At 62.6% G+C, this 25,208-nt stretch carries 24 protein-coding genes and 1 other RNA gene; 19 read left to right on the top strand and 6 right to left on the bottom strand.

The genetic code is table 11. The features are described 5' to 3' along the window. Positions 1–119: 119 nt before the first annotated feature. The 4 genes from edd to P0D68_RS11045 all read left to right on the top strand — a co-directional run bounded on the left by edd (position 120) and on the right by P0D68_RS11045 (position 4,924). On the top strand, positions 120–2,024 hold the full coding sequence (gene edd, locus P0D68_RS11060) for a phosphogluconate dehydratase (protein WP_408186158.1): 1,905 nt from the start codon (positions 120–122) through the stop codon (positions 2,022–2,024). Between the two features lie 25 nt (positions 2,025–2,049). After that, on the top strand, positions 2,050–2,691 hold the full coding sequence (gene eda, locus P0D68_RS11055; RefSeq protein WP_408301217.1) for a bifunctional 4-hydroxy-2-oxoglutarate aldolase/2-dehydro-3-deoxy-phosphogluconate aldolase: 642 nt from the start codon (positions 2,050–2,052) through the stop codon (positions 2,689–2,691). Positions 2,692–3,024: 333 nt separating this feature from the next. Continuing rightward, on the top strand, positions 3,025–4,416 hold the full coding sequence (locus tag P0D68_RS11050) for a GntP family permease (protein WP_091799161.1): 1,392 nt from the start codon (positions 3,025–3,027) through the stop codon (positions 4,414–4,416). A 10-nt stretch (positions 4,417–4,426) separates the two neighbouring features. Beyond that, on the top strand, positions 4,427–4,924 hold the full coding sequence (locus P0D68_RS11045; RefSeq protein WP_091799164.1) for a gluconokinase: 498 nt from the start codon (positions 4,427–4,429) through the stop codon (positions 4,922–4,924). Between the two features lie 91 nt (positions 4,925–5,015). Here P0D68_RS11045 and purB read toward each other — a convergent pair whose 3' ends face one another. Continuing rightward, entirely contained in the window at positions 5,016–6,404 is a 1,389-nt protein-coding gene (purB, locus tag P0D68_RS11040) for an adenylosuccinate lyase (protein ID WP_091799166.1), read from the bottom strand. A 172-nt stretch (positions 6,405–6,576) separates the two neighbouring features. Between purB and P0D68_RS11035 the strand changes: the two genes are divergently transcribed. The 6 genes from P0D68_RS11035 (at position 6,577) to P0D68_RS11010 (ending at position 12,374) form a co-directional block, all read left to right on the top strand. Continuing rightward, the gene (locus P0D68_RS11035; protein WP_091799169.1) at positions 6,577–7,533 is read left to right on the top strand and encodes a LysR family transcriptional regulator; all 957 of its coding nucleotides are present in this window, start codon (positions 6,577–6,579) and stop codon (positions 7,531–7,533) included. A 138-nt stretch (positions 7,534–7,671) separates the two neighbouring features. After that, positions 7,672–8,994 carry a Glu/Leu/Phe/Val family dehydrogenase gene (locus tag P0D68_RS11030; protein ID WP_408301220.1) on the top strand — a complete coding sequence of 441 codons (1,323 nt, stop codon included), beginning with the start codon at positions 7,672–7,674 and terminating at the stop codon, positions 8,992–8,994. Between the two features lie 264 nt (positions 8,995–9,258). Beyond that, complete coding sequence (locus P0D68_RS11025; protein ID WP_408186160.1) at positions 9,259–10,152, top strand: glutamate/aspartate ABC transporter substrate-binding protein; 894 nt, start codon at positions 9,259–9,261, stop codon at positions 10,150–10,152. An 82-nt stretch (positions 10,153–10,234) separates the two neighbouring features. Further along, the gene (locus P0D68_RS11020; protein WP_091799179.1) at positions 10,235–10,975 is read left to right on the top strand and encodes an amino acid ABC transporter permease; all 741 of its coding nucleotides are present in this window, start codon (positions 10,235–10,237) and stop codon (positions 10,973–10,975) included. Continuing rightward, entirely contained in the window at positions 10,975–11,652 is a 678-nt protein-coding gene (gene gltK / locus P0D68_RS11015) for a glutamate/aspartate ABC transporter permease GltK (RefSeq protein ID WP_091799182.1), read from the top strand. Before P0D68_RS11020 ends, gltK begins: the two co-directional genes overlap by 1 nt. Then, positions 11,649–12,374 (top strand): amino acid ABC transporter ATP-binding protein, encoded by a 726-nt coding sequence (locus P0D68_RS11010; RefSeq protein WP_007180417.1) that lies wholly within the window; start codon positions 11,649–11,651, stop codon positions 12,372–12,374. Before gltK ends, P0D68_RS11010 begins: the two co-directional genes overlap by 4 nt. Positions 12,375–12,523: 149 nt before the next feature. On the opposite strand, the gene P0D68_RS11005 is transcribed toward P0D68_RS11010, so the two are convergent. Further along, entirely contained in the window at positions 12,524–13,459 is a 936-nt protein-coding gene (locus P0D68_RS11005; RefSeq protein ID WP_408186161.1) for a class II glutamine amidotransferase, read from the bottom strand. 166 nt (positions 13,460–13,625) lie between these two features. Here P0D68_RS11005 and pyrC point away from each other — a divergent pair, with 166 nt between their 5' ends. The 3 genes from pyrC to rnpB all read left to right on the top strand — a co-directional run bounded on the left by pyrC (position 13,626) and on the right by rnpB (position 16,036). Beyond that, positions 13,626–14,687 (top strand): dihydroorotase, encoded by a 1,062-nt coding sequence (gene pyrC, locus P0D68_RS11000; RefSeq protein ID WP_408301224.1) that lies wholly within the window; start codon positions 13,626–13,628, stop codon positions 14,685–14,687. Between the two features lie 11 nt (positions 14,688–14,698). Beyond that, the gene (locus tag P0D68_RS10995; protein ID WP_408301226.1) at positions 14,699–15,526 is read left to right on the top strand and encodes a DUF3025 domain-containing protein; all 828 of its coding nucleotides are present in this window, start codon (positions 14,699–14,701) and stop codon (positions 15,524–15,526) included. A 96-nt stretch (positions 15,527–15,622) separates the two neighbouring features. Then, positions 15,623–16,036, top strand: an RNA gene (gene rnpB, locus P0D68_RS10990) — RNase P RNA component class A. Between the two features lie 106 nt (positions 16,037–16,142). Here rnpB and P0D68_RS10985 read toward each other — a convergent pair. Next, complete coding sequence (locus tag P0D68_RS10985) at positions 16,143–16,565, bottom strand: OsmC family protein (protein ID WP_408468379.1); 423 nt, start codon at positions 16,563–16,565, stop codon at positions 16,143–16,145. A gap of 684 nt (positions 16,566–17,249) precedes the next feature. Between P0D68_RS10985 and rplM the strand changes: the two genes are divergently transcribed. The 3 genes from rplM to erpA all read left to right on the top strand — a co-directional run bounded on the left by rplM (position 17,250) and on the right by erpA (position 18,726). After that, positions 17,250–17,678, top strand: a complete 429-nt coding sequence (gene rplM, locus P0D68_RS10980) for a 50S ribosomal protein L13 (protein WP_020069304.1) — start codon at positions 17,250–17,252, stop codon at positions 17,676–17,678. Between the two features lie 11 nt (positions 17,679–17,689). Next, complete coding sequence (gene rpsI, locus P0D68_RS10975) at positions 17,690–18,082, top strand: 30S ribosomal protein S9 (protein WP_011489810.1); 393 nt, start codon at positions 17,690–17,692, stop codon at positions 18,080–18,082. 278 nt (positions 18,083–18,360) lie between these two features. Further along, positions 18,361–18,726 (top strand): iron-sulfur cluster insertion protein ErpA, encoded by a 366-nt coding sequence (gene erpA / locus P0D68_RS10970; RefSeq protein ID WP_013340463.1) that lies wholly within the window; start codon positions 18,361–18,363, stop codon positions 18,724–18,726. An 82-nt stretch (positions 18,727–18,808) separates the two neighbouring features. Here the strand turns inward: erpA and P0D68_RS10965 are convergent, their stop codons facing one another. Further along, positions 18,809–19,939 (bottom strand): anhydro-N-acetylmuramic acid kinase, encoded by a 1,131-nt coding sequence (locus P0D68_RS10965; RefSeq protein WP_408301228.1) that lies wholly within the window; start codon positions 19,937–19,939, stop codon positions 18,809–18,811. A gap of 206 nt (positions 19,940–20,145) precedes the next feature. On the opposite strand from P0D68_RS10965, the gene tyrS reads away from it, so the two are divergent. The 3 genes from tyrS to P0D68_RS10950 all read left to right on the top strand — a co-directional run bounded on the left by tyrS (position 20,146) and on the right by P0D68_RS10950 (position 22,670). Beyond that, positions 20,146–21,390 (top strand): tyrosine--tRNA ligase, encoded by a 1,245-nt coding sequence (gene tyrS / locus P0D68_RS10960; RefSeq protein WP_408301230.1) that lies wholly within the window; start codon positions 20,146–20,148, stop codon positions 21,388–21,390. Positions 21,391–21,421: 31 nt separating this feature from the next. Then, complete coding sequence (gene dtd, locus P0D68_RS10955) at positions 21,422–21,880, top strand: D-aminoacyl-tRNA deacylase (RefSeq protein ID WP_134457836.1); 459 nt, start codon at positions 21,422–21,424, stop codon at positions 21,878–21,880. A 118-nt stretch (positions 21,881–21,998) separates the two neighbouring features. Beyond that, positions 21,999–22,670 (top strand): histidine phosphatase family protein, encoded by a 672-nt coding sequence (locus P0D68_RS10950; protein WP_091799205.1) that lies wholly within the window; start codon positions 21,999–22,001, stop codon positions 22,668–22,670. A gap of 389 nt (positions 22,671–23,059) precedes the next feature. On the opposite strand, the gene P0D68_RS10945 is transcribed toward P0D68_RS10950, so the two are convergent. Then, positions 23,060–24,001, bottom strand: a complete 942-nt coding sequence (locus P0D68_RS10945; protein ID WP_408186167.1) for an oxygenase MpaB family protein — start codon at positions 23,999–24,001, stop codon at positions 23,060–23,062. 31 nt (positions 24,002–24,032) lie between these two features. Beyond that, a complete protein-coding gene (ruvB, locus tag P0D68_RS10940; protein WP_095418265.1) occupies positions 24,033–25,097 on the bottom strand; it encodes a Holliday junction branch migration DNA helicase RuvB in 1,065 nt (354 codons plus the stop codon). Between the last annotated feature and the right edge of the window lie 111 nt (positions 25,098–25,208).

Genomic DNA, 25,208 nt, shown 5'->3' with positions numbered 1-25,208 from the left:
TCGTCGTTGCGATCGTGTAGTTTTTCTACTAAGATGGCGTCAGTCAGTTGATCCGACACCCCGCGATACCTACCTGGCACAGTGCGCGCCCGCCCCACGCCAGCGACGAAGGAGCTCCGATGGTTTCCCCGCATTCGCAATTGTTGAAGGTCACGCAACGCGTGGTCGAGCGCAGCAAGCCCACCCGCGAGGCGTATCTGGCCCGCATCGACCAGGCGCAAGGCCGGTTCCCGGCGCGCGGCGCGCTCTCCTGCGCCAATCTGGCCCACGGTTTCGCCGGGCTCGAAGGCAACGACAAGCTCGTCATCAAACAGATTCGCGAGCCGAACATCGGCATCGTGTCCTCGTACAACGAAATGTTGTCGGCCCACGCGCCGTACAAAAACTACCCGGACATCATCAAGCAGGCCGCGCGTGAAAACGGCGGCGTCGCGCAATTCGCGGGCGGCGTGCCGGCCATGTGCGACGGCATTACGCAAGGCAATGCGGGCATGGAGCTGTCGCTGTTCTCGCGAGAAGTGATCGCGATGAGCACGGCGGTCGCGCTAACGCACAACATGTTCGACGCGGCACTGTGCCTCGGCATTTGCGACAAGATCGTGCCGGGCCTGCTGATCGGCGCGCTGCAATTCGGCCATCTGCCGACCATTTTCGTGCCGGCCGGCCCGATGGGCAGCGGCCTGTCCAACGACGACAAAGCCAAGACACGCCAGCTCTTCGCCACCGGCCAGTGCGGCCGCGACGCGCTGCTCGAAGCGGAAGCTGCCGCGTATCACAGCCACGGCACCTGCACGTTCTACGGCACGGCCAACAGCAATCAGATGCTGATGGAAGTGATGGGTTTGCATCTGCCGAGTTCGGCTTTCGTGCATCCGCATACGCCACTGCGCGACGCGCTGACCGCGCAGGCCGCGCGCCGCGTGCTCGATCTGACGGTGGAGCGCGGCAACTACACGCCGATCGGCCACGTGATCGACGAAAAAGCGATCGTCAACGGCATCGTCGCGTTGCTGGCGACGGGCGGCTCGACCAATCACACGCTGCACCTGGTGGCGATTGCTCGCGCGGCGGGCATCGTGATCGATTGGGACGACTTCGACGCGCTGTCGCAAGCCGTGCCGCTGCTCGCGAAGATCTATCCGAACGGCAAGGCCGACGTGAACCACTTCCACGCGGCCGGCGGCGTCGCCTTCCTGGTGCGCAATCTGCTGGAAGGCGGCTTGCTGCACGAGGACGTCAACACGGTCGCGGGCAAGGGACTCAAGCACTACACGGAAGAGCCGAAGCTGATCGACGGCAAGCTGCAATGGGTGCCGGGCGCGCAAGCGAGCGAAGACACGGCGGTGCTGCGCGGCATCAAGGAACCGTTCCAGCCGGATGGCGGCTTGCGTCTGATGCAGGGCAAGCTCGGCCGCGGCGTGATCAAGATTTCGGCCGTCGCGGCGGCGCATCGCAAGGTGAAGGCGCCGGCGATCGTGTTCGATTCGCAGGAAGCCGTGCAGGAAGCGTTCGACAAAGGCGAATTGAAGCGCGACTTCATCGCCGTGGTGCGCTTCCAGGGCGCGCGCGCAAACGGCATGCCCGAGCTGCATCGTTTGACGCCGCTACTCGGTGTGTTGCAGGATCAGGGTTTCCACGTCGCACTGGTCACGGACGGCCGGATGTCCGGCGCGTCGGGCAAGGTGCCGGCGGTGATTCATCTGTCGCCTGAAGCCTTGCTGCAAGGGCCGATCGGCAAGGTGCGCACGGGCGACATGCTGGTGATCGACGCCGAAGCCGGCGTGCTCGACATCGAGGTCGACGCGGCCGAATGGGCCGCGCGGCCGAACGCCGTGCCGCTGCATCAGGCGGCAAACGAAGTGGGTTTCGGCCGGGAGTTGTTCGGCGTGTTCCGCGCGGCGGCGGCGCCGGCGGAGCAGGGTGCGTCGGTATTCGGCGCGATGGTGGGCGAGCATTCGGCGCATCACGGCGAAGCGGCCAAAGCTCACACCGGAAAACATACAAGCACCACTCAAGCCAGCTAAGTGCTGCAGAACAAGGAGTCTGACTATGACGTCGAAAACAGTAAGCGATATCGTGCGCCTCGGCCCGGTGATTCCGGTGCTCGCGTTCGACTCGGTCGAACAGGGTGAGCAGGTGTCGCGCGCGCTGCATGCAGGCGGCGTGAAGGTGCTGGAAATTACCTTGCGCACCGCCGCCGGTCTGGAAGCGATCGAACGCGCAAGCCAGTTGGCTGAAGACATCGTGGTCGGTGTCGGCACGATTACGAAGCCCGAGCACTGCGCTCAGGCTAAAAAGGCGGGTGCGCAGTTCGGCGTTTCGCCGGGGCTGACGAAAGACATGCACAAGGCCGCACAGGACGCAGGCTTGCCGCTGCTGCCGGGCGTGATGACGCCGACCGACATCATCACGGCGCTCGAACTCGGCTACGAGATCGTGAAGTTTTTCCCGGCCCAGCAGGCCGGCGGCGTGCCGATGCTGCAAGCTTTCCACGGCCCGTTCCCGAATCTGAAATTCTGCCCGACCGGCGGTATCACGGCCGAATCGGCTTCGACTTTCCTGTCGCTGCCGAACGTGGTGTGCGTCGGCGGTTCGTGGCTCACGCCGAAAGCCGCGCTTGCTTCGCACAACTGGGAAGAAGTCACGCGTCTCGCGCGCGCCGCGAGCCAGTTGACCGCGCCCGCCCATTAAGTCGAAGCGGCCCGCACGTCAAGCGGTCTTCAAGGCCCTACGCAAAAGGAGCCTCGTCGATACAGCCATCTGAGCTGTCGCGGCGAGGCTCTTTTTTCAATATGCATACGCGAGCGGCGCGCGTGGGTCGGCAACACACAGTAAAATTCAGCGTCCGCGCGGTCAGCCCGGTTTCGAGGCGCCGCACAGGTCGCCGTGAGACAGGGTGCTGACTGTTGTCCGCATTCACAAGAAAACACCGGGCCGCCCCAAGTTTTTTGTGGCCCCCTCGGGGGCTGGCGCGAAGCGCCAGGTTGGGGGCACTCAAATCAATAACGCAAAAGGAGGAGCTTCATGGAAGCTGTCCACGGCAGCACGCTGCTGGTCTTCGCGGTGATCGCCATCGCATTGCTGATCCTGCTGATCACGCGCTACAAGGTTTACCCTTTCCTCGTTCTGATCATCGTGTCGCTGCTACTCGGGCTCGCATCCGGCATGCCGATCGGCACCATCGTCAAGTCATTCGAAACGGGTAACGGCAACACGCTCGGGCACATCGCCATCGTCGTCGGTCTGGGTACGATGCTCGGCAAGATGATGGCCGAATCGGGCGGCGCCGAGCGCATCGCCACTACGTTGATCGACTTCTTCGGGGAGAAGAACATCCATTGGGCGATGATGATCGTGGCGATCATCGTCGGCTTGCCGGTGTTCTTCGAAGTCGGTTTCGTGCTGCTGATTCCAATCGCTTTCAACGTCGCGAAGCGCACCAACAAATCGTTGCTGCTAGTCGGCTTGCCAATGGTCGCGGGTCTGTCCGTCGTGCACGGCCTGCTTCCGCCGCACCCGGCCGCGATGCTCGCGGTGCAGGCGTATCACGCGGATATCGGCCGGACCATTGCGTATGGCCTGATCGTCGGCGTGCCGACCGCGATCGTCGCGGGTCCGCTGTTTGCGTTGCTGATCAGCCGCTATATCAAGCTGCCGAAAGACAACGCGCTCGCTTCGCAGTTTCTCGGCGCTGGCGACGCGAATGGCGCGAACAACGGTGCGCAACAGGCGGCGCCCAAGCGTGAACTGCCGAGCTTCGGCATCACGCTGTTCACGATCCTGCTGCCGGTTATCCTGATGCTGGTCGGCAGCTGGGCCGACCTCGTGTTCACGCCGAAAACCTTGCCGAACGATCTGCTGCGCTTCGCTGGCAATTCGGATGTGGCGCTGCTGATCGCCGTGCTCGTCAGCTTCTGGACCTTCGGCGCAAGCCGCGGCTTCAATCGCGAGCAGATCCAGAAATTCTGCGGCGAGTGTCTCGCGCCGATCGCGGGCATTACGCTGATCGTCGGCGCGGGCGGCGGGTTCGGCCGCGTGCTGATGGATAGCGGCATTTCGAAGGAAATCGTCAATGCGGCGACGTCGGCGCATCTGTCGCCGCTGCTGTTCGGCTGGCTCGTCGCGGCGCTGATTCGTCTGGCAACGGGTTCGGCGACGGTCGCGATGACCACCGCTTGCGGCATCGTCGCACCGATCGCGGCAGCGGGCGCGGTGCAGGTGAAGCCGGAACTGCTGGTGCTGGCCACGGGTTCGGGTTCGCTGATCTTTTCGCACGTGAACGACGGCGGTTTCTGGCTGATCAAGGAGTACTTCGGGATGACGGTGGGGCAGACCTTCAAGACATGGTCGCTCCTCGAAACCATCATCTCGCTGATGGGGTTGGGTTTGACCTTCGCACTCGCGGCGGTCTTGTAAGGAGTTTTTGATGATTCTGATCGCAATGGGCGTGTCCGGCGCCGGCAAGACGAGAATTGGCGAAATGCTGGCAGAGCGCCTGCACTGCGCGTTCACCGACGGCGACGCGTTTCACAGCGCCGCCAACAAAGAGAAAATGCACCACGGCATTCCGCTGACGGACGAAGACCGCTGGCCGTGGCTGAAAACGATTCGCGCCGCGATCGAGGAGAAGCAGACGGCGGGCGAGACGGCGGTGTTCACGTGTTCGTCGCTGAAACGCTCGTATCGCGACGTTCTGCGCGATGGCGACAGGGACGTGTGCTTCGTCTACCTCAAGGGTTCGCGTGAGGTGCTGGAGCAGCGGCTGACCACGCGCACCGGCCATTTCTTCGATCCGTCGCTGCTGCAAAGCCAGCTCGATACGCTCGAAGAGCCGGGCGCCGATGAGGCGATCACGGTGAGCATCGAACTGTCGCCGGAAGAGATCGTCGAAAGCGTGTTGATCCAGGTCGAAGCGCGTAAGTGAATTTGCCCGGTCGCTGCAGATGAAAAAAAACCGCTCCTCGGAGCGGTTTTTTTATGCCTCGTGCAACGAGGTCAGGAGCGGCCAACGCAAATCAGGCGATGCGCTTGGCCAGTTCTGCAGCTTTACCAATGTACGAAGCCGGCGTCATGGCGAGCAAGCGATCTTTCGCGTCCTGCGGAATCGCCAGGCCGCTGACGAACGTTTGCAGCGCTTCACGCGTGATGCCCTTGCCGCGCGTCAGTTCCTTCAGTTGTTCGTACGGATTCTCGATGCCGTAGCGGCGCATCACCGTTTGAACCGGCTCAGCCAGCACTTCCCAGCAGTTGTCGAGGTCTTCGTGCAGACGCTGCGCATTCACTTCGAGCTTGTCGAGGCCGCGGATCAGCGAGTCGTACGCAAGCAGCGAGTAACCGAACGCGACGCCGATATTGCGCAGCACCGTCGAATCGGTCAGGTCGCGCTGCCAGCGCGACACCGGCAGCTTGTCGGCGAGATGGCGCAGCGTGGCGTTCGCCAGGCCCAGGTTGCCTTCCGAGTTTTCGAAGTCGATCGGATTGACCTTGTGCGGCATCGTGGACGAACCGATTTCACCGGCCTTGGTGCGTTGCTTGAAGTAGCCGACCGAGATGTAGCCCCACACGTCGCGGTCCAGATCCAGCAGGATCGTGTTGGCGCGCGACACGGCGTCGAACAGCTCCGCCATGTAGTCGTGCGGTTCGATCTGGATCGTGTACGGGTTGAAGGTGAGCTTGAGGCGCTGCTCGACCACTTCGCGCGAGAACGCTTCCCAGTCGAACTCCGGATACGCGGACAGGTGCGCGTTGAAGTTGCCGACCGCGCCGTTCATCTTGCCGAGCAGTTCGACCTTCGCGATGCGGTCGATCGCGCGTTCCAGACGCGCCGCGACGTTGGCGATTTCCTTGCCGAGCGTAGTCGGGCTGGCCGGCTGGCCATGCGTGCGCGACAGCATGGCCTGATCGGCGTGCGCGTGGGCCAGTGCGACGAGACGTTGATGTACCGAGCGCAGCGCCGGCAGGATCACGTGTTCACGGGCGCCCGCCAGCATCAGGCCGTGCGAGGTGTTGTTGATGTCTTCCGAGGTACACGCGAAGTGGATGAACTCGCTCGCGCGTTCCAGTTCTTCCTGACCCTTGACCGATTCCTTCAGCCAGTACTCGACCGCCTTCACGTCGTGGTTCGTCACGCGTTCGATTTCCTTGATGCGCGCGGCGTCGTGCGCGGTGAAGCGCTCGGCCAGTTGCAGCAGGAATTGTTCGGAGGCTGCGGAGAAACGCGGCACTTCGGCGAAGCCGGCGTGCGAGAGCGCGATCAGCCAATGGATTTCGACCGTCACGCGATTGCGCATGAACGCGGCTTCCGAGAGCCAGTCGCGCAGGGCTTCGGTTTTCGAGGCGTAGCGGCCGTCGAGCGGGGAGAGCGCGTTCAGCGCGAACAGAGTGTCGGGGCGGGTGTCGGACATGATGGGGGCCGGGTGAGGGCTAAGCGCAAGGGTGAAAACGCGGAACAAACTGCGGGAAAACGCGAATTTTACCACCGGACGCCGACAGCCCCGATTTCCGCAGTCAGGCTGGTCCGCTTCGCGACACCATCTAGAATGCTGACTTCTCTCCTCCGCTGGTGGCAGGCCCCGCATGGAACTGAAATGGCTCGAAGACTTCGTTTCGCTCGCGGAAACGCGTAGTTTCAGTCGTTCGGCCGAACTGCGTCACGTGACGCAGCCGGCCTTCTCGCGGCGGATTCAGGCCCTGGAAGCGTGGCTCGGCACGGAACTGATCGACCGTTCGGTTTACCCGACGCGGCTGACCGCGGCCGGTCAGGTGTTCAACGAGCAGGCGCTCGCGATGCTGTCGCAGTTCCATGAAGCGCGCGCGCTGCTGCGCGGCCATACGGCGACGCCGCAGGCAACCATCGAGTTCGCGGTGCCGCATACGCTGTCGTTGACTTACTTTCCGCGCTGGCTGCAGCGTATCGAAGCGCAGATGGGCCCGATCCACACGCGGCTGCGCGCGCTGAACGTGCACGACGCGGCGCTCTCGCTGGTGGAAGGCGGCTGCGATCTGATGATGGGCTATCACCACCCGAGCCACCCGGTCGCGCTCGATCCGGGCCGCTACGACATGCTGACGCTCGGCATCGAGCCGATCAGTCCGTTCTCGGCGCCCGGCCGTGCCGGCCGGCCGCGTCATACGCTGCCGGGCACCGCCGAGGCGCCCACGCCTTACCTGTCCTATACGCCGAACGCCTATCTGGGCCGCATGACCGAAGTGATCCTGGCCAACGCGCCGGAGCGTCTGTATCTCGACCGGCTGTATGAAACCGACATGGCCGAAGGACTCAAGGCGATGGCGCTGGCCGGCCACGGCATCGCCTTCCTGCCGCACAGCGCGGTGGAAGACGCGGTCGCCGACGGCAAGCTGATCCGCCTCGACCGCGCGACGCGTGGCACGCCCGAGGGCCAGCTCACGCTGACCATGGAGATTCGTCTCTATCGCGACAAGCTCGCGGCGAAGAGCGACGATGCGCGACAGATACTCGTGCGTCAGTTGTGGGACGTGGTGTCGGAGGAACTGGCGCAAGGCGCGGCCTGAAATCCTGCCTCCCTACGACGCGAATTTGCGGCTTCTCGATGGTTATGCAAAAAAAACATAATCGGATAAGGAAACGGCATTGGATTTCAAATCGGCGTTTTTCGACAATGCTGTCATTCGATCAACGCCGGAGCGTTCATGTCATCCCAGCAACAGGCAGCACAAGTCGCACAATCCGCAGCAACGTTGCAGTCGGTTCCTTCCTACCTGAATAAAGACGACCTCGGCCCGTGGGGCAACTACCTGCGTCAGGTCGATCGCGTCGCGCCGTACCTCGGCTCCCTGTCCCGCTGGCTCGAAACCCTGAAGCGCCCGAAGCGCATTCTGGTCGTCGACGTGCCTATCGAACTCGATAACGGCACGGTCGCGCACTTCGAAGGCTATCGCGTGCAGCACAACGTGTCGCGCGGTCCGGGCAAGGGCGGTGTGCGTTACCACCAGGACGTGACGTTGTCGGAAGTGATGGCCCTGTCGGCGTGGATGTCGGTGAAGAATGCTGCCGTGAACGTGCCGTACGGCGGCGCGAAGGGCGGCATCCGTGTCGACCCGCGCACGTTGTCGCGTGGTGAGCTCGAGCGCGTGACGCGCCGCTACACCAGCGAAATCGGCATCATCATCGGACCGAATACCGACATTCCCGCGCCGGACGTGAACACGAACGAGCAGATCATGGCGTGGATGATGGACACGTACTCGATGAACCAGGGCCAAACGGCCACGGGCGTCGTGACGGGCAAGCCGATCACGCTGGGCGGTTCGCTCGGCCGCCGCGAGGCAACGGGCCGCGGCGTGTTCGTGGTGGCCTCCGAAGCCGCACGCCGTATCGGTGTGGAAATCGAAGGCGCGCGCATTGCGGTGCAGGGCTTCGGCAACGTGGGCGGGATCGCGGCGCGTCTGTTCCAGGAAGCGGGTTCGAAGCTGGTCGCGGTGCAGGACCACACCGGCTCGCTGTACAAGGCGACGGGTATCGACGCCGTCGCACTGCTCGAGCATGTGGCCAGGCACGGCGGCGTGGGCGGCTTCCCGGAAGCGGACGCCGTAAGCAATGAAGAATTCTGGACCGTCGAATCGGACATTCTGATTCCGGCCGCGCTGGAGAACCAGATCACCGAAAAGAACGCGGCGAAGATCAAGACGAAGATCGTCGTGGAAGGCGCCAACGGCCCGACCACCACGGCTGCGGACGACATCCTGCACGATCGCGGCATTCTCGTGATTCCGGACGTGGTGGCCAACGCCGGCGGCGTGACCGTGTCGTACTTCGAATGGGTGCAGGACTTCTCGAGCTTCTTCTGGACGGAAGACGAGATCAACCAGCGTCTGGAGCGTGTGATGCGTGAAGCATTCGCCGCCGTGTGGCAGGTTTCGAGCGAGCAAAAGGTGTCCGTGCGGACGGCGGCGTTTATCGTCGCATGTAAGCGGATCCTGGAAGCGCGCGAACTGCGCGGCCTGTATCCCTGATCTTTGCGTTTCGAACGGCGGCTCCGTTATCGCGCGGATCCGCCGGCAAACCTTGCTTCAACGCGGTCCACAAGACGGCGTGTTGGACCCGGCGGGCAGCATCGTATCGATGCCGCCCGCCTTTCTATATGCGGAAAGGTTGACCGACCGTCCCGACGGGCCGCGAAGCGTTAGCGGCGGCCACGCAACAACATGGTTTATAGCGATACTTTCAGAATAATTACTTTGCTAAACTGGCGCCGGTTCTTGCCAAGGAGATCAAAAATGAAGGTTAAAAAAGCTGCGCTGCTGCTCGCGACTCTCGGACTGTTTACGGTTGGCGCGCATGCGCAAGACGCTGGTACGCTGAAAAAGATCAAGGACACGGGCGTCATTTCGCTGGGCCATCGCGAATCGTCCATCCCGTTTTCGTATTACGACGACAAGCAGAACGTTATCGGCTACTCGCAGGAATTCGCCCTGAAGGTGGTGGAGGCGGTGAAGCAGAAGCTGAACATGCCTGGCCTGAAGGTCAAGCTCACGCCGGTCACGTCGCAAAACCGTATTCCGCTGGTGCAGAACGGCACCGTCGACATGGAATGCGGCTCGACCACCAACAATGCTGAACGTCAGCAGCAGGTTGCCTTCTCGAACACGATCTTCGTGATCGGCACGCGCCTCATGACCAAGAAAGACTCCGGTATCAAGGACTGGGCCGACCTGAAGGGCAAGACGGTCGTCACGACCGCCGGCACCACTTCCGAGCGCCTGCTTCGCAAGATGAATCAGGACAAGAGCATGGGCATGAACATCATCAGCGCGAAGGACCACGGCGAGTCGTTCCTGACGCTCTCCACGGGCCGCGCCGCTGCCTTCATGATGGACGACGCACTGCTCGCGGGCGAACGCGCCAAGTCGAACAATCCGGGCGATTTCGTGATCGTCGGCGCGCCGCAATCGCATGAAGCGTACGGCTGCATGATTCGCAAGAACGATCCGGAATTCAAGAAGGTGGTCGACGAGGCAATCGCCAAGGTCGAAACCTCGGGCGAGGCCGACACGATCTACAAGAAGTGGTTCGAATCGCCGATTCCGCCGAAGGGCCTGAACCTGAACTTCCCGGAAAGCGATGACATCAAGGCGCTCTACAAGAGCCCGAATGACAAGGCAATCGATTAAACCTTAGCTGTTTTTTTGAAACGCTGAACGAAACGGAAGGGGCCACGCGCTTCTTCCGTTTCTTTTTGCTGGAGTCTTGGTCATGTCATATCACTGGAACTGGGGCATTTTGCTGAGTCCGGTCTCCACCGGCGAGCCGACCACCTATCTGGGCTGGTTGCTGTCGGGCTTCTGGGTGACGATTACCGTGTCGCTGTCGGCATGGGTGATCGCGCTGATCGTCGGGTCGTTGTTCGGCGTGCTGCGCACCGTGCCGAACAAGTGGGCGTCGGGTATCGGCACGGTCTATGTCGCGATTTTCCGGAACATTCCGCTGATCGTGCAGTTCTTCATCTGGTATCTGGTGATACCGGAGTTGCTGCCTGTTTCCGTGGGCAACTGGTTCAAGCAACTGCCGCCGAGTGCGCAGTTCTTTTCGTCGTCGATCATCTGTCTCGGGCTCTTCACCGCCGCGCGCGTGTGCGAGCAAGTGCGCTCGGGTATCAACGCACTGCCGCGCGGCCAGCGCGCCGCGGGTCTGGCCATGGGTTTCACGCAGTGGCAGACCTATCGTTATGTGCTGCTGCCGGTCGCGTACCGGATCATCGTGCCGCCGCTCACGTCCGAGTTTCTGAATATCTTCAAGAACTCGGCGGTGGCGTCGACGATCGGTCTGCTCGATCTGTCCGCTCAGGCGCGCCAACTGGTCGACTACACGTCGCAGACGTATGAGTCGTTTATCGCGGTCACGCTGGCGTACATGCTGATCAATCTGGTCGTGATGCAACTCATGCGCTGGGTCGAAGCCAAGACCCGGTTGCCCGGCTATATCGGAGGCAAGTAATGCATCATTTCGACTGGAGCGGTATTCCGGGCGCATTGCCTACGCTGTGGACCGGCGCCGTCGTCACCTTCAAGATCACGTTGATCGCGATCGTGTTCGGCATTGTCTGGGGCACGGTCCTCGCCATGTTGCGGCTGTCGTCGTTCAAGGCCTTCGAGTGGTTCGCGAAGGGCTACGTAACGATCTTCCGTTCGATCCCGCTGGTGATGGTGCTGCTATGGTTCTTCCTGATCGTGCCGCAAGTGCTGCAGAACGTGCTCGGGTTGTCGGCGGATATCGACATTCGCCTCGCGTCGGCCATGGTCGCGTTCTCGCTGTTCGAGGCGGCGTACTATTCGGAGATCATCCGCGCCGGCATTCAGGCCGTGCCGCGCGGGCAGGTCAACGCGGCGTTCGCGCTCGGCATGAACTACGCGCAGGCCATGCGCCTGATCGTGCTGCCGCAGGCATTCCGCGCCATGGTTCCGCTGCTGCTCACGCAGGGTATCGTGCTGTTTCAGGATACGTCGCTCGTCTACGTGATCAGCCTCGCCGACTTCTTCCGCACCGCCACGAATATTGGCGACCGTGACGGTACGAATGTCGAGATGGTACTGTTCGCGGGCGCGTGTTATTTCGCGATCTGCGTGATCGCGTCGAGCCTCGTCAAAGGTCTTCAGAAAAAGGTCGCAAGATGATCTCTATCAAGAATGTTTCGAAGTGGTACGGTCAGTTCCAGGTGCTGACCGACTGCACGACGGAAGTCAAAAAGGGTGAAGTGGTGGTGGTGTGCGGGCCGTCGGGCTCGGGCAAGTCCACGCTGATCAAAACCGTCAACGGCCTCGAGCCGTTCCAGAAGGGCGAGATCATCATCAACGGTCAGTCGCTGACCGACAAGAAAACCAATCTGTCGAAGCTGCGTTCCAAAGTCGGCATGGTGTTCCAGCACTTCGAACTGTTTCCGCATCTGTCGATCGTGCAGAACCTCACGCTTGCTCAGGTGAAGGTGCTGGGCCGTTCGAAAGACGAAGCCACGGCGAAAGGGCTGAAGCTGCTCGATCGCGTGGGCTTGCGCGCGCATGCGGACAAATTCCCGGGGCAGTTGTCGGGTGGCCAGCAACAGCGCGTGGCGATTGCGCGCGCGTTGTCGATGGACCCGATCGCCATGCTGTTCGACGAGCCGACCTCGGCGCTCGATCCGGAAATGATCAACGAAGTGCTCGACGTGATGGTCGAACTCGCGCAGGAAGGCATGACCATGATGTGCGTGACGCACGAAATGGGCTTCGCGAAGAAGGTCGCGCATCGCGTGATCTTCATGGACAAGGGCTTGATCGTGGAAGACGACCGCAAGGAAGACTTCTTCGCCAATCCGAAGTCGGATCGCGCGAAGGACTTTTTGGCCAAGATCCTGCACTAAGTGTGTTTTGAAGCCGCGCCGTTCAGGCGGCGCGGTGCTACGACACTGGCAAAAAAAAGCCGCTCTGAAAGAGCGGCTTTTCTGTGTATGGCGATCCGGCTTGAGCGAAGGTAGCGGGCTTTAAATGGTCAGGTGATGTGCTCAGGCGCTCATGATTCGAACGCTGCCGCGTCGTCCGCTGCTTCGAGGTCCACCTCGGCGTCCCGCTCGGGCATGGGCTCGATCGAAGCTGCGATCGTACTGGCCGAAGCCGACGCATCCAACGCGGGATTGCGCAGCTTTTCCAGTACCGAAGCCGGCACCGGCACATTGACGCGGCCAATCACCTCGCCGTGCTGGAACATCATCAGATCGCCCGGTTCGAATGCGCTCCAGACTTCGTTGTCGGTCAGCGGCTTGGTGGCGATCACCGCGACGCGGTCTTCGGGCGTAGTGTACTTGGCGAAATCGATCGACACGTCCGCATCGACGAGATGCGCGGTGGAAAACGGCCAGCGCCGCACGATGTAGTGCAGATGCGTGGAGCAATGCGCGAACAGCGCCTGGCCGTTCGACATCAGAAAATTGAACACGCCGAACTGCGTGATTTCGCGTGTGAGGGTTTCGAGCGCGGCAAACAGTTCGTCGAGCGGCGGCTGCTGCGCGCCGGGAAAAGCCTTACGCAAACCTTCGAGCAGCGCGCAGAAAGCGAGCTCGCTGTCGGTCGTGCCGACCGGCTGATACACGCCTGATAACACCGGCGAATAATCCTTGAGGTCGCCGTTGTGCGCAAAGATCCAGTGGCGTCCCCACAATTCACGCATGAACGGGTGGCAGTTTTCCAGCAGGATATGCCCCTGCGTCGCCTTGCGGATATGCGCAATGGTGTTCTTCGATTTGATCGGGTAGCGCTTGACCATCTCGGCGATCGGCGAGGTCGCCGACGATTGATGGTCGATGAACAGGCGGCAGGCTTTGTCTTCAAAGAAGGCGATGCCCCAGCCGTCGGCATGGTGATCGGTGACGCCGCCGCGCGCCGCAAAGCCGGTGAACGAGAACGTGACGTCCGTTGGCGCGGCGCAGTTCATTCCGAGTAGTTGGCACATGTTGCGGGTAAGCCTGTGAACGGGTCGAGCCGTTACAATGATGATTTTCCAAGCATATCACCGAGCCAGAAACGCCAAATAGCAAAATTGACGTGTGTTTATGCCGCAACGTTGCGGTTTGACCGCATAGATTGGCTTTTGTCGTCGAATCTCGTCTCCTGCCGCCATGACTGCTTCCAACGCTTCCCTCGACTCCATCACGCTCGCCCGCCCGGACGACTGGCATCTGCACGTCCGCGACGGCGCGATGCTGGCCGCCGTGCTGCCGGACACCGCGCGCCAGTTCGGCCGTGCGATCATCATGCCGAACCTGAAGCCGCCGGTCACGACCACCGCGATGGCGCAGGCTTATCGCGAGCGGATCGTCGCGGCGATTCCCCAAGGCGCGAAGTTCGAACCGCTAATGACGTTGTACCTGACCGACAACACGCCGCCAGACGAAATCCGCCGTGCGCGCGAAAGCGGCTTCGTGCATGGCGTGAAGCTGTATCCGGCGGGCGCGACGACCAACTCGGACGCGGGCGTCACCGACATCATGAAGTGCACGAAAACGCTCGAAGTAATGCAGGAAGTGGGCATGCCGCTGCTGGTGCACGGTGAAGTGACCGATTCGTCGATCGACCTGTTCGACCGCGAGAAGGTGTTCATCGACCGGGTCATGACGCCGCTGCGCCGCGCGTTTCCGGCGCTGAAGGTGGTGTTCGAGCACATCACCACGAAAGACGCGGTCGACTACATCCGCGAAGCCGGCGTGGCGCCGGGGCTGCTGGGCGCGACGATCACCGCGCATCACCTGCTGTACAACCGCAACGCGATCTTCCAGGGCGGCATTCGTCCGCATTACTACTGTTTGCCGGTGTTGAAGCGCGAGACGCATCGCGTGGCGCTGGTCGAGGCGGCGACGTCGGGCAATCCGCGCTTCTTCCTCGGCACGGACAGCGCGCCGCATCCGAAGGGGCTGAAAGAGCACGCTTGCGGCTGCGCGGGTTGCTATACGGCGCTGCACGCGTTGGAGCTGTACACGGAAGCGTTCGACAAAGCCAACGCGCTCGACAAGCTCGAAGGCTTTGCAAGCTTTTTTGGCGCGGACTTCTACGGTCTGCCGCGCAGCGAGGAGAAGGTCACGCTGCGTCGTGAAGAATGGACGCTGCCGGCCGAGTTGCCGGTTGGCGATACGCCGGTCGTGCCGCTGCGCGGCGGCGAGTCGATCGGCTGGCGTCTCGTTTGAGGTTGAGGTAGATGCAGGCGCATGAGGCGAAGCCGGCGGGCTTCGCCGCAATCGACTGGGCAAGGCCGTGGTTCGCGCCGTTCGCCGCACGCGGCAGGCGCTGGCAGCAGGCCGCGCTGACGGGCTACGAGACCCTGCTCGCCGAGATGAACGCCGATGCCGGTGAAACGCGGCAAACCACGGGGCGTGGCCAGCGCCTTGCGTTCATCGCACAGGACGATCTGCCGCCAGGCGCGGCGTACGAGGCGCATATCGCGTCCACCGGCTGCGTGCCGACCCGCCACAATCTGCACGACTTCTTCAATGCGTCGATGTGGTTTGCGTTTCCGCGCATCAAGGCGGCGCTGAACGTGCGTCAGTCGGCGGCCATCGACGTGCTGGGCGTCGGCCCGACCCGCGGCGGCGTGCGCGATACGCTGACGCTGTTCGACGAGAACGCGCTGCTGTTCGCATGCGCGGATCCCGCTTTGAGCGCGGCCTTGCGCGGTTTCGACTGGCACACGCTGCTGGTGGCGCGGCGTGATGCGTGGGGCATGAGTTGCGAAGTGCGCTGCTTCGGCCATGCATTGCTGGAAAAGCTGATCGCGCCGTTCAAGGCCTGCACGGGCCACGCGTGGATCGTCGATGTGCCGGCTGCATATTTCGAATGGGACGCGACGAAACGGGACGTGTGGCTCGACGAGTCCGTCGCCGAGGCGCTGCTCAGTACCGACGCACTCACGAGCCGCATGTTCGCGCCGCTTCCAGTGCTGGGCATTCCGGGCTGGTGGCCGGAGAACGAATCTCCCTCGTTCTACGACGACACTGCCGTATTTCGCTGCGGGCGGCGCGCGCGTTGAGCGCGTTGGGTTCGGTCGCATCTCATCTTGGCCATTCGGCTATTTCAGCCGTCGGGTCGGCTCGGGGCTCCCGCAGGTGTTAAAATCCGCCGCAGCAAAGCAGGCCAGGCAGTCGCGGCCTCCGAGGTTTCGGCCAACGAGGGCGAGGAAAGTCCGGACTCCACAGGGCAGGGTGATGGCTAACGGCCATCCGTGGCGACACGCGGAACAGGGCAACAGAAAGCAAACCGCCGATGGCCCGGCGCAAGCCGGGATCAGGTAAGGGTGAAACGGTGCGGTAAGAGCGCACCGCGGCTGCTGCAAGGCAGACCGGCACGGTAACCTCCACCCGGAGCAATTCCAAGTAGGCAGGCTAGCATCTTCGAGATGCAGGACGGGGCCCCCGTCACGTCTGCGGGTAGGAAGCTTGAGCGCGTCAGCAATGGCGCGCCTAGAGGAATGGCTGCCACGCGTGTTGCGTCTTCGGACGTGGCGCGTGCACAGAATCCGGCTTATCGGCCTGCTTTGCCACCGAACAAAAAATGCCGGCGTCCTTCTGGACGCCGGCATTTTTCTTTTATCAGGCCGTTTTCGGGCGGCGCGCGTTTGAACCCGCGCCGCAGCCGCAGCTCGGCGCTCAGCTCGCCACGATGTCGAACGAGTGCGTCAGCTCAGCGGTCTTCGCGATCATGATCGACGCCGAGCAGTACTTGTCGTGCGACAGGTTGATTGCGCGTTCCACGGTGGCCGGGTTCAGATTCTTGCCCGTCACGGTGAAGTGGAAATGAATCTTGGTGAACACTTTTGGGTCTTCGCTGGCGCGTTCGGCCTTCAGCGTCACCGAGCAATCGCTGATTTCCTGACGGCTTTTCTTCAGGATCATCACGACGTCGTAGGCGGTGCAGCCGCCCGTGCCGAGCAAAACCATTTCCATCGGACGCGGCGCGAGGTTGCGGCCGCCGCTTTCGGGCGCGCCGTCCATCGCCACCAGATGGCCGCTGCCCGTCTCGGCTGCGAACGCCATCCCGTCTTGCCCCATCCAGCTCACTTTGCATTCCATGCTGTGCTCCACCGCGCTTCGCTATATCGAGACGGCATTGTAGCCCGGTGTTTGAGCGTCCGCCCGAGGCGACTTTTGTCGCAAGTTATGCGTGATGACGGCTTGCGTGTTGCGCTGCGGCATGTTCGGCCGATTCGGGAATGCCCTGACGAGTTTAGGGGTTTTACTCTAGACGATGTCTACCTGAATATCAGGTCGGCCGACCTTTAGTGACTGATTTGAAAGAGAATTCGTTGCTTTGAGGCTGAGAATGATGATTGCCGCATTATGAAATAGCATTTCGCAATGCAAATGTTCTTGCGTCGCACAAGGTGCGCTCATATAATTCGATCTGTCTCCTCCACCTCCTCCTTTGGTGGATTAAACCCGAACCGCTAGTTCGGGTTTTTTTTCGCCCGCGCGTTTCGTCCGAGAGGCCGCATGACGCCCGCGTCTTGTCCCTTCCGGGCAAGCCGAATCAGGCACGAAAGGGCTCCGAAACGCGCTCCCCGGCTACCGGATTGCCGGGAATCTCACGCAAAGTCCCGTACGTTTTGACTTGCCGTAGCAAATTCCTTTATAATTCAGGGCTTTTCCGCATCCGCGCCCGCGGAGGAAGAACCAGGGAGAGCCTGCACGCGCCTCGATGCGCACACTACAAGCAGGAAAAAACACATTGGGCGCAGCAATTTTTTTGGATCGATCATGAAGACGTTTTCCGCAAAAGCCCATGAGGTTACGCGTGAATGGTACGTGATTGACGCGACGGATAAGGTTCTCGGGCGTGTCGCCAGCGAAGTGGCACACCGTCTTCGCGGCAAGCACAAGCCTGAATTCACTCCGCACGTCGACACCGGTGATTTCATCATCGTTATCAACGCCGGCAAGCTGAAGGTCACGGGCAACAAGGCTACTGACAAGAAGTACTACCGCCACTCGGGCTACCCGGGCGGTATCTATGAAACGACGTTCGGCAAGATGCAAGAACGCTTCCCGGGCCGTGCGCTCGAGAAAGCGGTCAAGGGCATGCTGCCGAAGGGCCCGCTCGGCTACGCGATGATCAAGAAGCTGAAGGTCTACGCTGAAGCAACGCATCCGCATTCGGCACAACAGCCGAAAGCGCTCGAGATCTAAGGGGAGCCCACATGATCGGTAACTGGAATTACGGCACGGGCCGCCGCAAGAGCGCCGTCGCACGCGTCTTCATCAAGGCAGGCAAGGGCGATATCGTTGTGAACGGCAAGCCTATCGCCGATTACTTCTCGCGCGAAACGTCGCTGATGATCGTGCGTCAGCCGCTGGAACTCACGAACCACGGCGTTACGTTCGACATCAAGGTCAACGTGACGGGTGGCGGTGAAACGGGTCAAGCCGGTGCGGTTCGCCACGGCATCACCCGCGCGCTGATGGACTACGACGCAACGCTGAAGCCGGAACTGTCGAAAGCTGGTTTCGTCACGCGTGACGCTCGTGAAGTCGAACGTAAGAAGGTCGGCTTCCACAAGGCACGTCGCCGGAAGCAATTCTCGAAGCGTTAATCGTTTCGGGTGCAAACCGGCTTTCGGGCCGGTGCGCTGCAAAAGCCGCCAACGCTTTCGCGAAGGCGGCTTTTTTCATGGGTTCGCGGCTCGCTGCTGGTGCGGCAATTGCGGCAACGAACTCGTCGCCGGAGTGGCGATTTATCCCGCTCTGACGGGCTGGTGGGGGCAAATTCGCCTGTCGTTGATTTCTGTAAGAACCCATTGACTTTGTGGGCTTCGGCACGATATCGAGATCAGCCCTACAATAGCGGTTAGAAGCTTTTTGGAGAGTTCGAATGAACGCAGTCACCGAAACACCCGTGACCGAGATGCCCGCCCCCTTCGTTTTTACCGACGCAGCGGCTGACAAGGTCAAGCAACTGATCGAAGAAGAAGGCAATGCGGACCTCAAACTGCGCGTTTTCGTGCAGGGCGGCGGCTGCTCGGGCTTTCAGTACGGTTTTACGTTCGACGAAGCCGTCAACGAAGACGACACCGTCATGAACAAGAGCGGCGTCCAGCTGCTGATCGATTCGATGAGCTACCAGTATCTGGTCGGCGCTGAGATCGACTACAAGGACGACATCAACGGCGCGCAGTTCGTCATCAAGAACCCGAACGCCACGACCACCTGTGGTTGCGGTTCATCGTTCTCGGTTTAACGGCCGGTTGTTAAGCATCAGATTGTGAAAAACGGGGCTTCGGCCCCGTTTTTTATCGCCTGCGCTAAAATCTGCGCCGCGCTCAACGCGGGTAGATTGCCCCGAGTACGCGCTCGGCGGACGCGCCCGTCACCGCCGGCAAATTGCCCGGACGACGCGCCACGCAGCGCATCGCGAGCCACGCGAACGCCAGTGGCTCCACCTGGCTCGGCGGCACGCCGAGCGCATCGGTCGTCATGACGGGGACGCCGCTGACACCGCTGTCCTCCAGCGCCTGCTGCAAGGCCCGCAAAATCTCCGGATTGCGCGCGCCGCCGCCGCACACATAGACCGCTCGCGCGTCCGACGCATGCCGCTCGATTTCGCGCGCGACCGTCACCGCGGTAAGCGCAACCAGCGTCGCTTGAACGTCCGCTGGGGCGAGGGCGGCGAACGGCTGCAGCTTCGCGTCGAGCCATTGCGCATTGAACAGGTCGCGGCCGGTGCTTTTCGGCGGCTGCTGGCTGAAAAAGGGCTCGTCGAGCAGGGCGTTCAGCAGCGTGCGATCCGCCTGGCCGCCCGCCGCGAAATGGCCATTTTCGTCGAATGGTTTGCCCAGATGGCGTTGCGCCCATTCGTCGAGCAGCGCGTTGGCCGGCCCGCAATCGAAGCCGCGCACGCTGCCGGTCGCGTTCAGAATCGTGATATTGCTGATCCCGCCGAGATTGCAGACCACCCGTGTTTCGTTCTTCGCGCCGAACACGGTGGCGTGAAACGCCGGCACGAGCGGCGCGCCCTGGCCGCCGGCCGCCACGTCGCGGCTGCGGAAATCGGCGATCACGTCGATATGCATCATTTCCGCGAGCAGCGCCGGGTTGTTGATTTGCCGCGTGTAACCCTTTTCCGGCCGATGCCGCACCGTCTGCCCATGCACGCCGATCGCGCGCACCTCCGCGGCGGGTACGCGGCTGCCGTGCAGCAGTTCGTGGCAGCACACCGCGTAACGCGTGGCGAGTGCGTTGGCGGCCAGCGCCTCGCGCTCGATCTCGTTGTCTCCGGGTTGCTGGAGCGCGAACAATGCCTCGCGCAGGCCCGCGGCAAAGCCGACAAATGCTTCGGCCAGCACGACGGGCGGCTTGCCTTGCGCGAACCTGACGGCCACGCCGTCCACGCCGTCCATGCTCGTGCCGGACATCAATCCAAAGTAGACGCCGTCTGCGGGGTCTTGCGCCACGTTGCTGCTCCTCTCGATGGTTCGTTGCGATCCGTTGTAGCAGATTATCGGGTGAAGCGCGGCCGAATATAAAGCGCAGCAATGCCGGCGGCACGGCGCCGGACGCGGAAATCGCGTGTCCGCGGCCCGCCTGCGGCTGCGTCGATGGGCGCGGCGGCGCGCATCTATGGGACAATCTCCTTTTTTCGCGACTTCAAGTTTCCAGCATGAGCACCGAGTCCACCAAGCCCAGCCCTGCCTTCCCGATCACCGACGAAGTCCGTCACGCCCTCGCCGTCACCAAGCGCGGGGTCGATGAACTGCTGATCGAAGACGAATTCGCGCAAAAACTCGCGAGGAGCGCGGCGACGGGCAAGCCGCTGCGTATCAAGCTCGGTCTCGATCCGACCGCGCCGGACATCCACATCGGCCACACGGTCGTGTTGAACAAGATGCGCCAGTTGCAGGATCTCGGCCACACGGTGATCTTTCTGATCGGCGATTTCACGTCGCTGATCGGCGATCCGTCGGGCCGTAACGCCACGCGCCCGCCGCTCACGCGCGAGCAGATCGAATCGAACGCCAAGACGTATTTCGAGCAGGCCGCGCTCGTGCTCGACCGCGACAAGACCGAGATTCGCTACAACAGCGAATGGTCGATGCCGCTCGGCGCCGACGGCATGATCAAGCTCGCGTCGCGCTACACGGTGGCGCGGATTCTGGAACGCGAAGATTTCACCAAGCGTTTTCAGGGCGGCGTGCCGATCTCGATCCACGAGTTCCTGTACCCGCTCATGCAAGGCTACGACTCGGTCGCGCTGAATGCGGACCTCGAACTCGGCGGCACGGACCAGAAGTTCAACCTGCTGGTCGGCCGTGAATTGCAGAAGCAATACGGCCAGGAACAGCAGTGCATTCTGACGATGCCGCTGCTCGAAGGGCTGGACGGCGTCGAGAAAATGTCGAAGTCGAAGAACAACTACATCGGCATCAGCGAAAAGCCGACCGACATGTTCGGCAAGCTGATGAGCATTTCCGACGTGCTGATGTGGCGTTACTTCGAACTGCTGTCGTTCCGGCCAATGGAAGAAATCGCCGGCTTCAAGAAGGAAATCGAAGCAGGCCGTAATCCTCGCGACTTCAAGGTGTTGCTCGGCCAGGAAATCGTTGCGCGCTTCCACTCGCAAGCCGACGCCGAACGCGCGCTCGAAGACTTCAACCATCGTGCGAAGGGTGGCGTGCCGGACGATATCCCGGCCGTGACGCTCGCGGGCGCACCGCTCGCGATCGGCCAGTTGCTCAAGCAGGCCAACCTCGTGCCGTCGACGAGCGAAGCGCTGCGCAACATCGAGCAGGGCGGTGTGAAGATCGATGGCACGACCGTGTCGGACAAGGGCCTGAAAGTCGAAGCCGGCGAGTACGTCGTGCAAGTCGGCAAACGCCGTTTTGCCCGCGTCACGCTGACGGCATGATGAGTCGAGTATCGCCTCTGGCGTCGAACCGATGATCGCGCTGATTCAACGCGTGCGGCGCGCGGAAGTGCGCGTGGCCGACCGGGTGACCGGCGCGATCGAGGCCGGCCTGCTGGCACTGGTATGCGCCGAACGCGGCGATACCGAGGCGGCGGCCGACCGGCTGCTCGCCAAGGTGCTCGGCTACCGCGTCTTCAGCGACGCGGCCGGCAAAATGAATCTCTCCGTGCAAAATCTCGACGGCGCCGGGCGCGCGGGCGGCCTGCTGCTCGTGTCGCAGTTCACGCTGGCCGCGGATACCAACAGCGGCCTGCGTCCGAGCTTTACGCCGGCCGCGCCGCCGGATGAAGGCAAGCGCCTCTTCGATTATTTCGTCGCGGCAGCGCGCGCGAAACATCCGATCGTCGAAACCGGCGAATTCGGCGCCGATATGCAGGTGTCGCTCGTCAACGACGGGCCGGTCACGTTCTGGCTGCAGACCAACGCCTGATCTTCTGCCGTCGTTCCCGCATGCGTGCTGCGGCACGCAGCGACCTTTCAGCCCTCCAGCCGCTTTTTGCGACAATAGCGGCTCGGCATAACCGGCCAATGGCGCCCACTTTCATCCCATGACGACGCAGATTCTGTTCATCCGGCACGGCGAGACCGACTGGAACCGCATCAAGCGCATTCAAGGCCACATCGACATTCCGCTTGCGACCACGGGCCTCGCACAGGCGCAACGACTCGCGCGCCGCTTCGCCCATGAGGCGAAGCAGGGTGCGCGGCTCGACGCGATCTATTCGAGCGACCTGCAACGCGCGCAGCAAACCGCGCAGCCGGTCGCCGACACACTGGGCTTGCCGCTGCAGTTGCGCGAAGGCCTGCGCGAGCGTTCGTATGGCGCTTTCCAGGGCCATGACAGCGACGAGATCGCGCTGCGTTTCCCCGACGAATACGCGCACTGGCAAACTCGCGATCCCGGCTTCTCACCGCCGGATGGTGAGTCGCAACGCGCGCTTTACCATCGCGTGCTGCACGCGATCGAACCGCTGGTGGCCGCGCATCCTGGCGGGCGGATTGCCTGCGTCGCGCATGGTGGCGTGCTTGATTGCGTGCGGCGCTTTGCCTGCGGTCTATCGCTCGATGCGCCGCGTGACTACCCGTTGCTGAACACGAGCGTGAACACGGTGGATTTCGGCGACGGCCACGCGACGATCGTGGCATGGGCGGATGTCTCGCATCTCGATTCGCCGAGCGAGGACGACAGCTTCAGGAAGCCGGCAGAGCCGGGGCGTTGATCGGCGCGTGCCCGGTTGGGTGGTGTGAGTTTGCGCGGCGGCCGACTTGGACCGTTCGCGAACCCGGTGCGCATTGGCGTTGCCGACCGTTGGCAAGTCAGCTTGCATGCGTGCCGTGCGCGGTTCGCTGAGCTGGCCATCGACGCGGCGGTTTGCACGCATATCCCATCCGCGTGAGTCAGCTTGCAAGCGTGCCGTGCGCGGTTCGTTGAGCTGGCCATCGGCGCGGCGGTTTGCACGCATATCCCATCCGCGTGAGTCAGCTTGCAAGCGTGCCGCGCCGTTCGCTGAGCTGACCATCGGCTCGCGGTTTGCGCACATATTCCATCGGCGAGACTCAACATGCCGACGTGAGTTGTTTGCGCTCGTGCGAGCCGCGTCCGGCTGCGTTATTCCGGCTCGCGCCCACCCGCGGCCACCCGGCGGCGCGCCCGCTTTGACACGCCGTTCACCAGCGCCCAGCGGATCACCGGCGCGACCAGCCGCACGCCGGGCCTCGCCACCGCACGGCGCAGTGCCGCGTAGCGCTGTAGTCCCAACATCGCCTGCGCCCAATCGGGCAGAAGGTCGACGCCGGCGTTGAGCATCAACACGCCGGCGGGCCGCATCGACGCACTCGGGGCGGGCGTGTTCATCAAAATCCTCACGACTTCACGTGTGCGCTCGCTTGCCACAAGTTCAGGCTGCATTGCCAGCAAGTAAGCGTCGATCTCCGCTCGCGAGCGAGGAATGTTGGTCGCGCCGAGCATTTCGGCAATCCGTGCGGTTTCGGCGAAGTACTGATCCTGCGCGGCCATGGGCAGCAGCGGATTCACATAGCGCAAATGCGCGGTCATGAAGCTCGACACTTCGGCGACATGCACCCATGTGAGCAGCGCTGGCTCACTCGCGCGATATGGCCGGCCGTCAGGCGCAACGCCGCTGACGCCGAGATGGATGCGCTTCACACGCTCCACCAGCACGAGCGCGTCGTGCCGATTGCCATACGTCGTGCCCGCGATGAAAGTCGCGGTGCGCCGCAGTCGGCCGAGAATGTCGGTGCGAAACGTCGAATGGTCCCACACGCCGGCGAGCGCGAGCGGATGCAACGCCTGGAGCAGGAGCGCGCTGATGCCGCCCGTCATCATCGACGTGAAATCGGCGTGGACTTTCCAGCAAACCGAATGCGGGCCGAACAGGCCGGGGTCGCCCGGAGGCGACGAATAGTCGAGCGTGGGGCCGCTGCCGCTGGTCAGATGCGTGACACCGGCTGCCAGCTTCGAGCGGAGCCTGCGGGTGAGAAACTGCGAGAAACCGCTACGCGAGTTGGGCTGGCTGGTTTGGTCGGACATCCTGATTCGGTCTCGCGCTACGCGTGTCGGCTCAGGTCGCGGCCGAGTCCCACAGGCTTGGCAGGGCGCTCGACGAGTCGGGCGCGGCAAGGCCGAAATGCCGGTAGGTGAGCAGCGTGGCGACGCGGCCGCGCGGCGTGCGCTGCAGGAAGCCTTGCTGGATCAGATACGGTTCGAGCACGTCTTCAATCGTGTCGCGCTCTTCGCCGATAGCGGCTGCGAGATTATCGACGCCGACCGGGCCGCCGTCGAACTTGTGCAGGATCGCTTCGAGCAGCTTGCGGTCCATCAGGTCGAAGCCGACCGCGTCCACGTCGAGCATCTTGAGCGCGGCGTCGGCCACCTGCGCGGTGATGTTGCCGTCTGCCTTCACCTCAGCGAAGTCGCGCACGCGCCGCAGCAGGCGGTTCGCGATCCGCGGCGTGCCGCGTGCGCGCTTGGCGATCTCGAACGCGCCGTCCGGATGGATCTGCGCATTGAGCAACGACGCAGAACGCGTGACGATGCGCGCCAGCTCCTCGGCGTTATAAAACTCGAGCCGCGCCACGATACCGAAGCGGTCGCGCAGCGGGTTGGTCAGCATCCCCGCGCGCGTGGTCGCGCCGACCAGCGTGAACGGCTGCAAGTCCAGCTTCACGCTGCGCGCGGCCGGCCCTTCGCCGATCATGATGTCGATCTGATAATCCTCCAACGCCGGATACAGAATTTCCTCGACAACCGGCGAGAGCCGATGGATTTCGTCGATGAACAAAACGTCGTTGGCTTCGAGATTGGTGAGCAGCGCGGCGAGGTCGCCGGCGCGCTCAAGCACTGGCCCCGACGTTTGCCGCAGATTGACACCCATTTCCCGCGCGATGATGTGCGCGAGTGTGGTCTTGCCGAGGCCCGGCGGCCCGAACAGCAAGACGTGGTCGAGCGATTCGGAGCGGCGTTTGGCGGCCTCGATAAAGATTTCCAGCTGGCCGCGGACTTTTTCCTGCCCGACATATTCTTCGAGCTGGCGCGGGCGCAACGCGCGCTCGAACGCTTCTTCGTTCGGCGAGACGGGCGTGGCCGCGATGATGCGCTCGGCGGCGAGTTTGTCGGTTTCGATCATGCGGACATTGTACCGCGAGCCGCTCGCCGCGAAACTCGGCCGAATGGCCAGGATGCGCGGCTCGCCGGCATGTGCGAAGCTTCACTCGTTGCCTCGCTGCCGAATACGACG

Source organism: Paraburkholderia sp. RL17-380-BIE-A (assembly GCF_046028085.1).
GTDB lineage: Bacteria > Pseudomonadota > Gammaproteobacteria > Burkholderiales > Burkholderiaceae > Paraburkholderia.
Note: the sequence above shows the minus strand (reverse complement) of the source record. Positions and strands in the feature narration are given on the sequence as shown.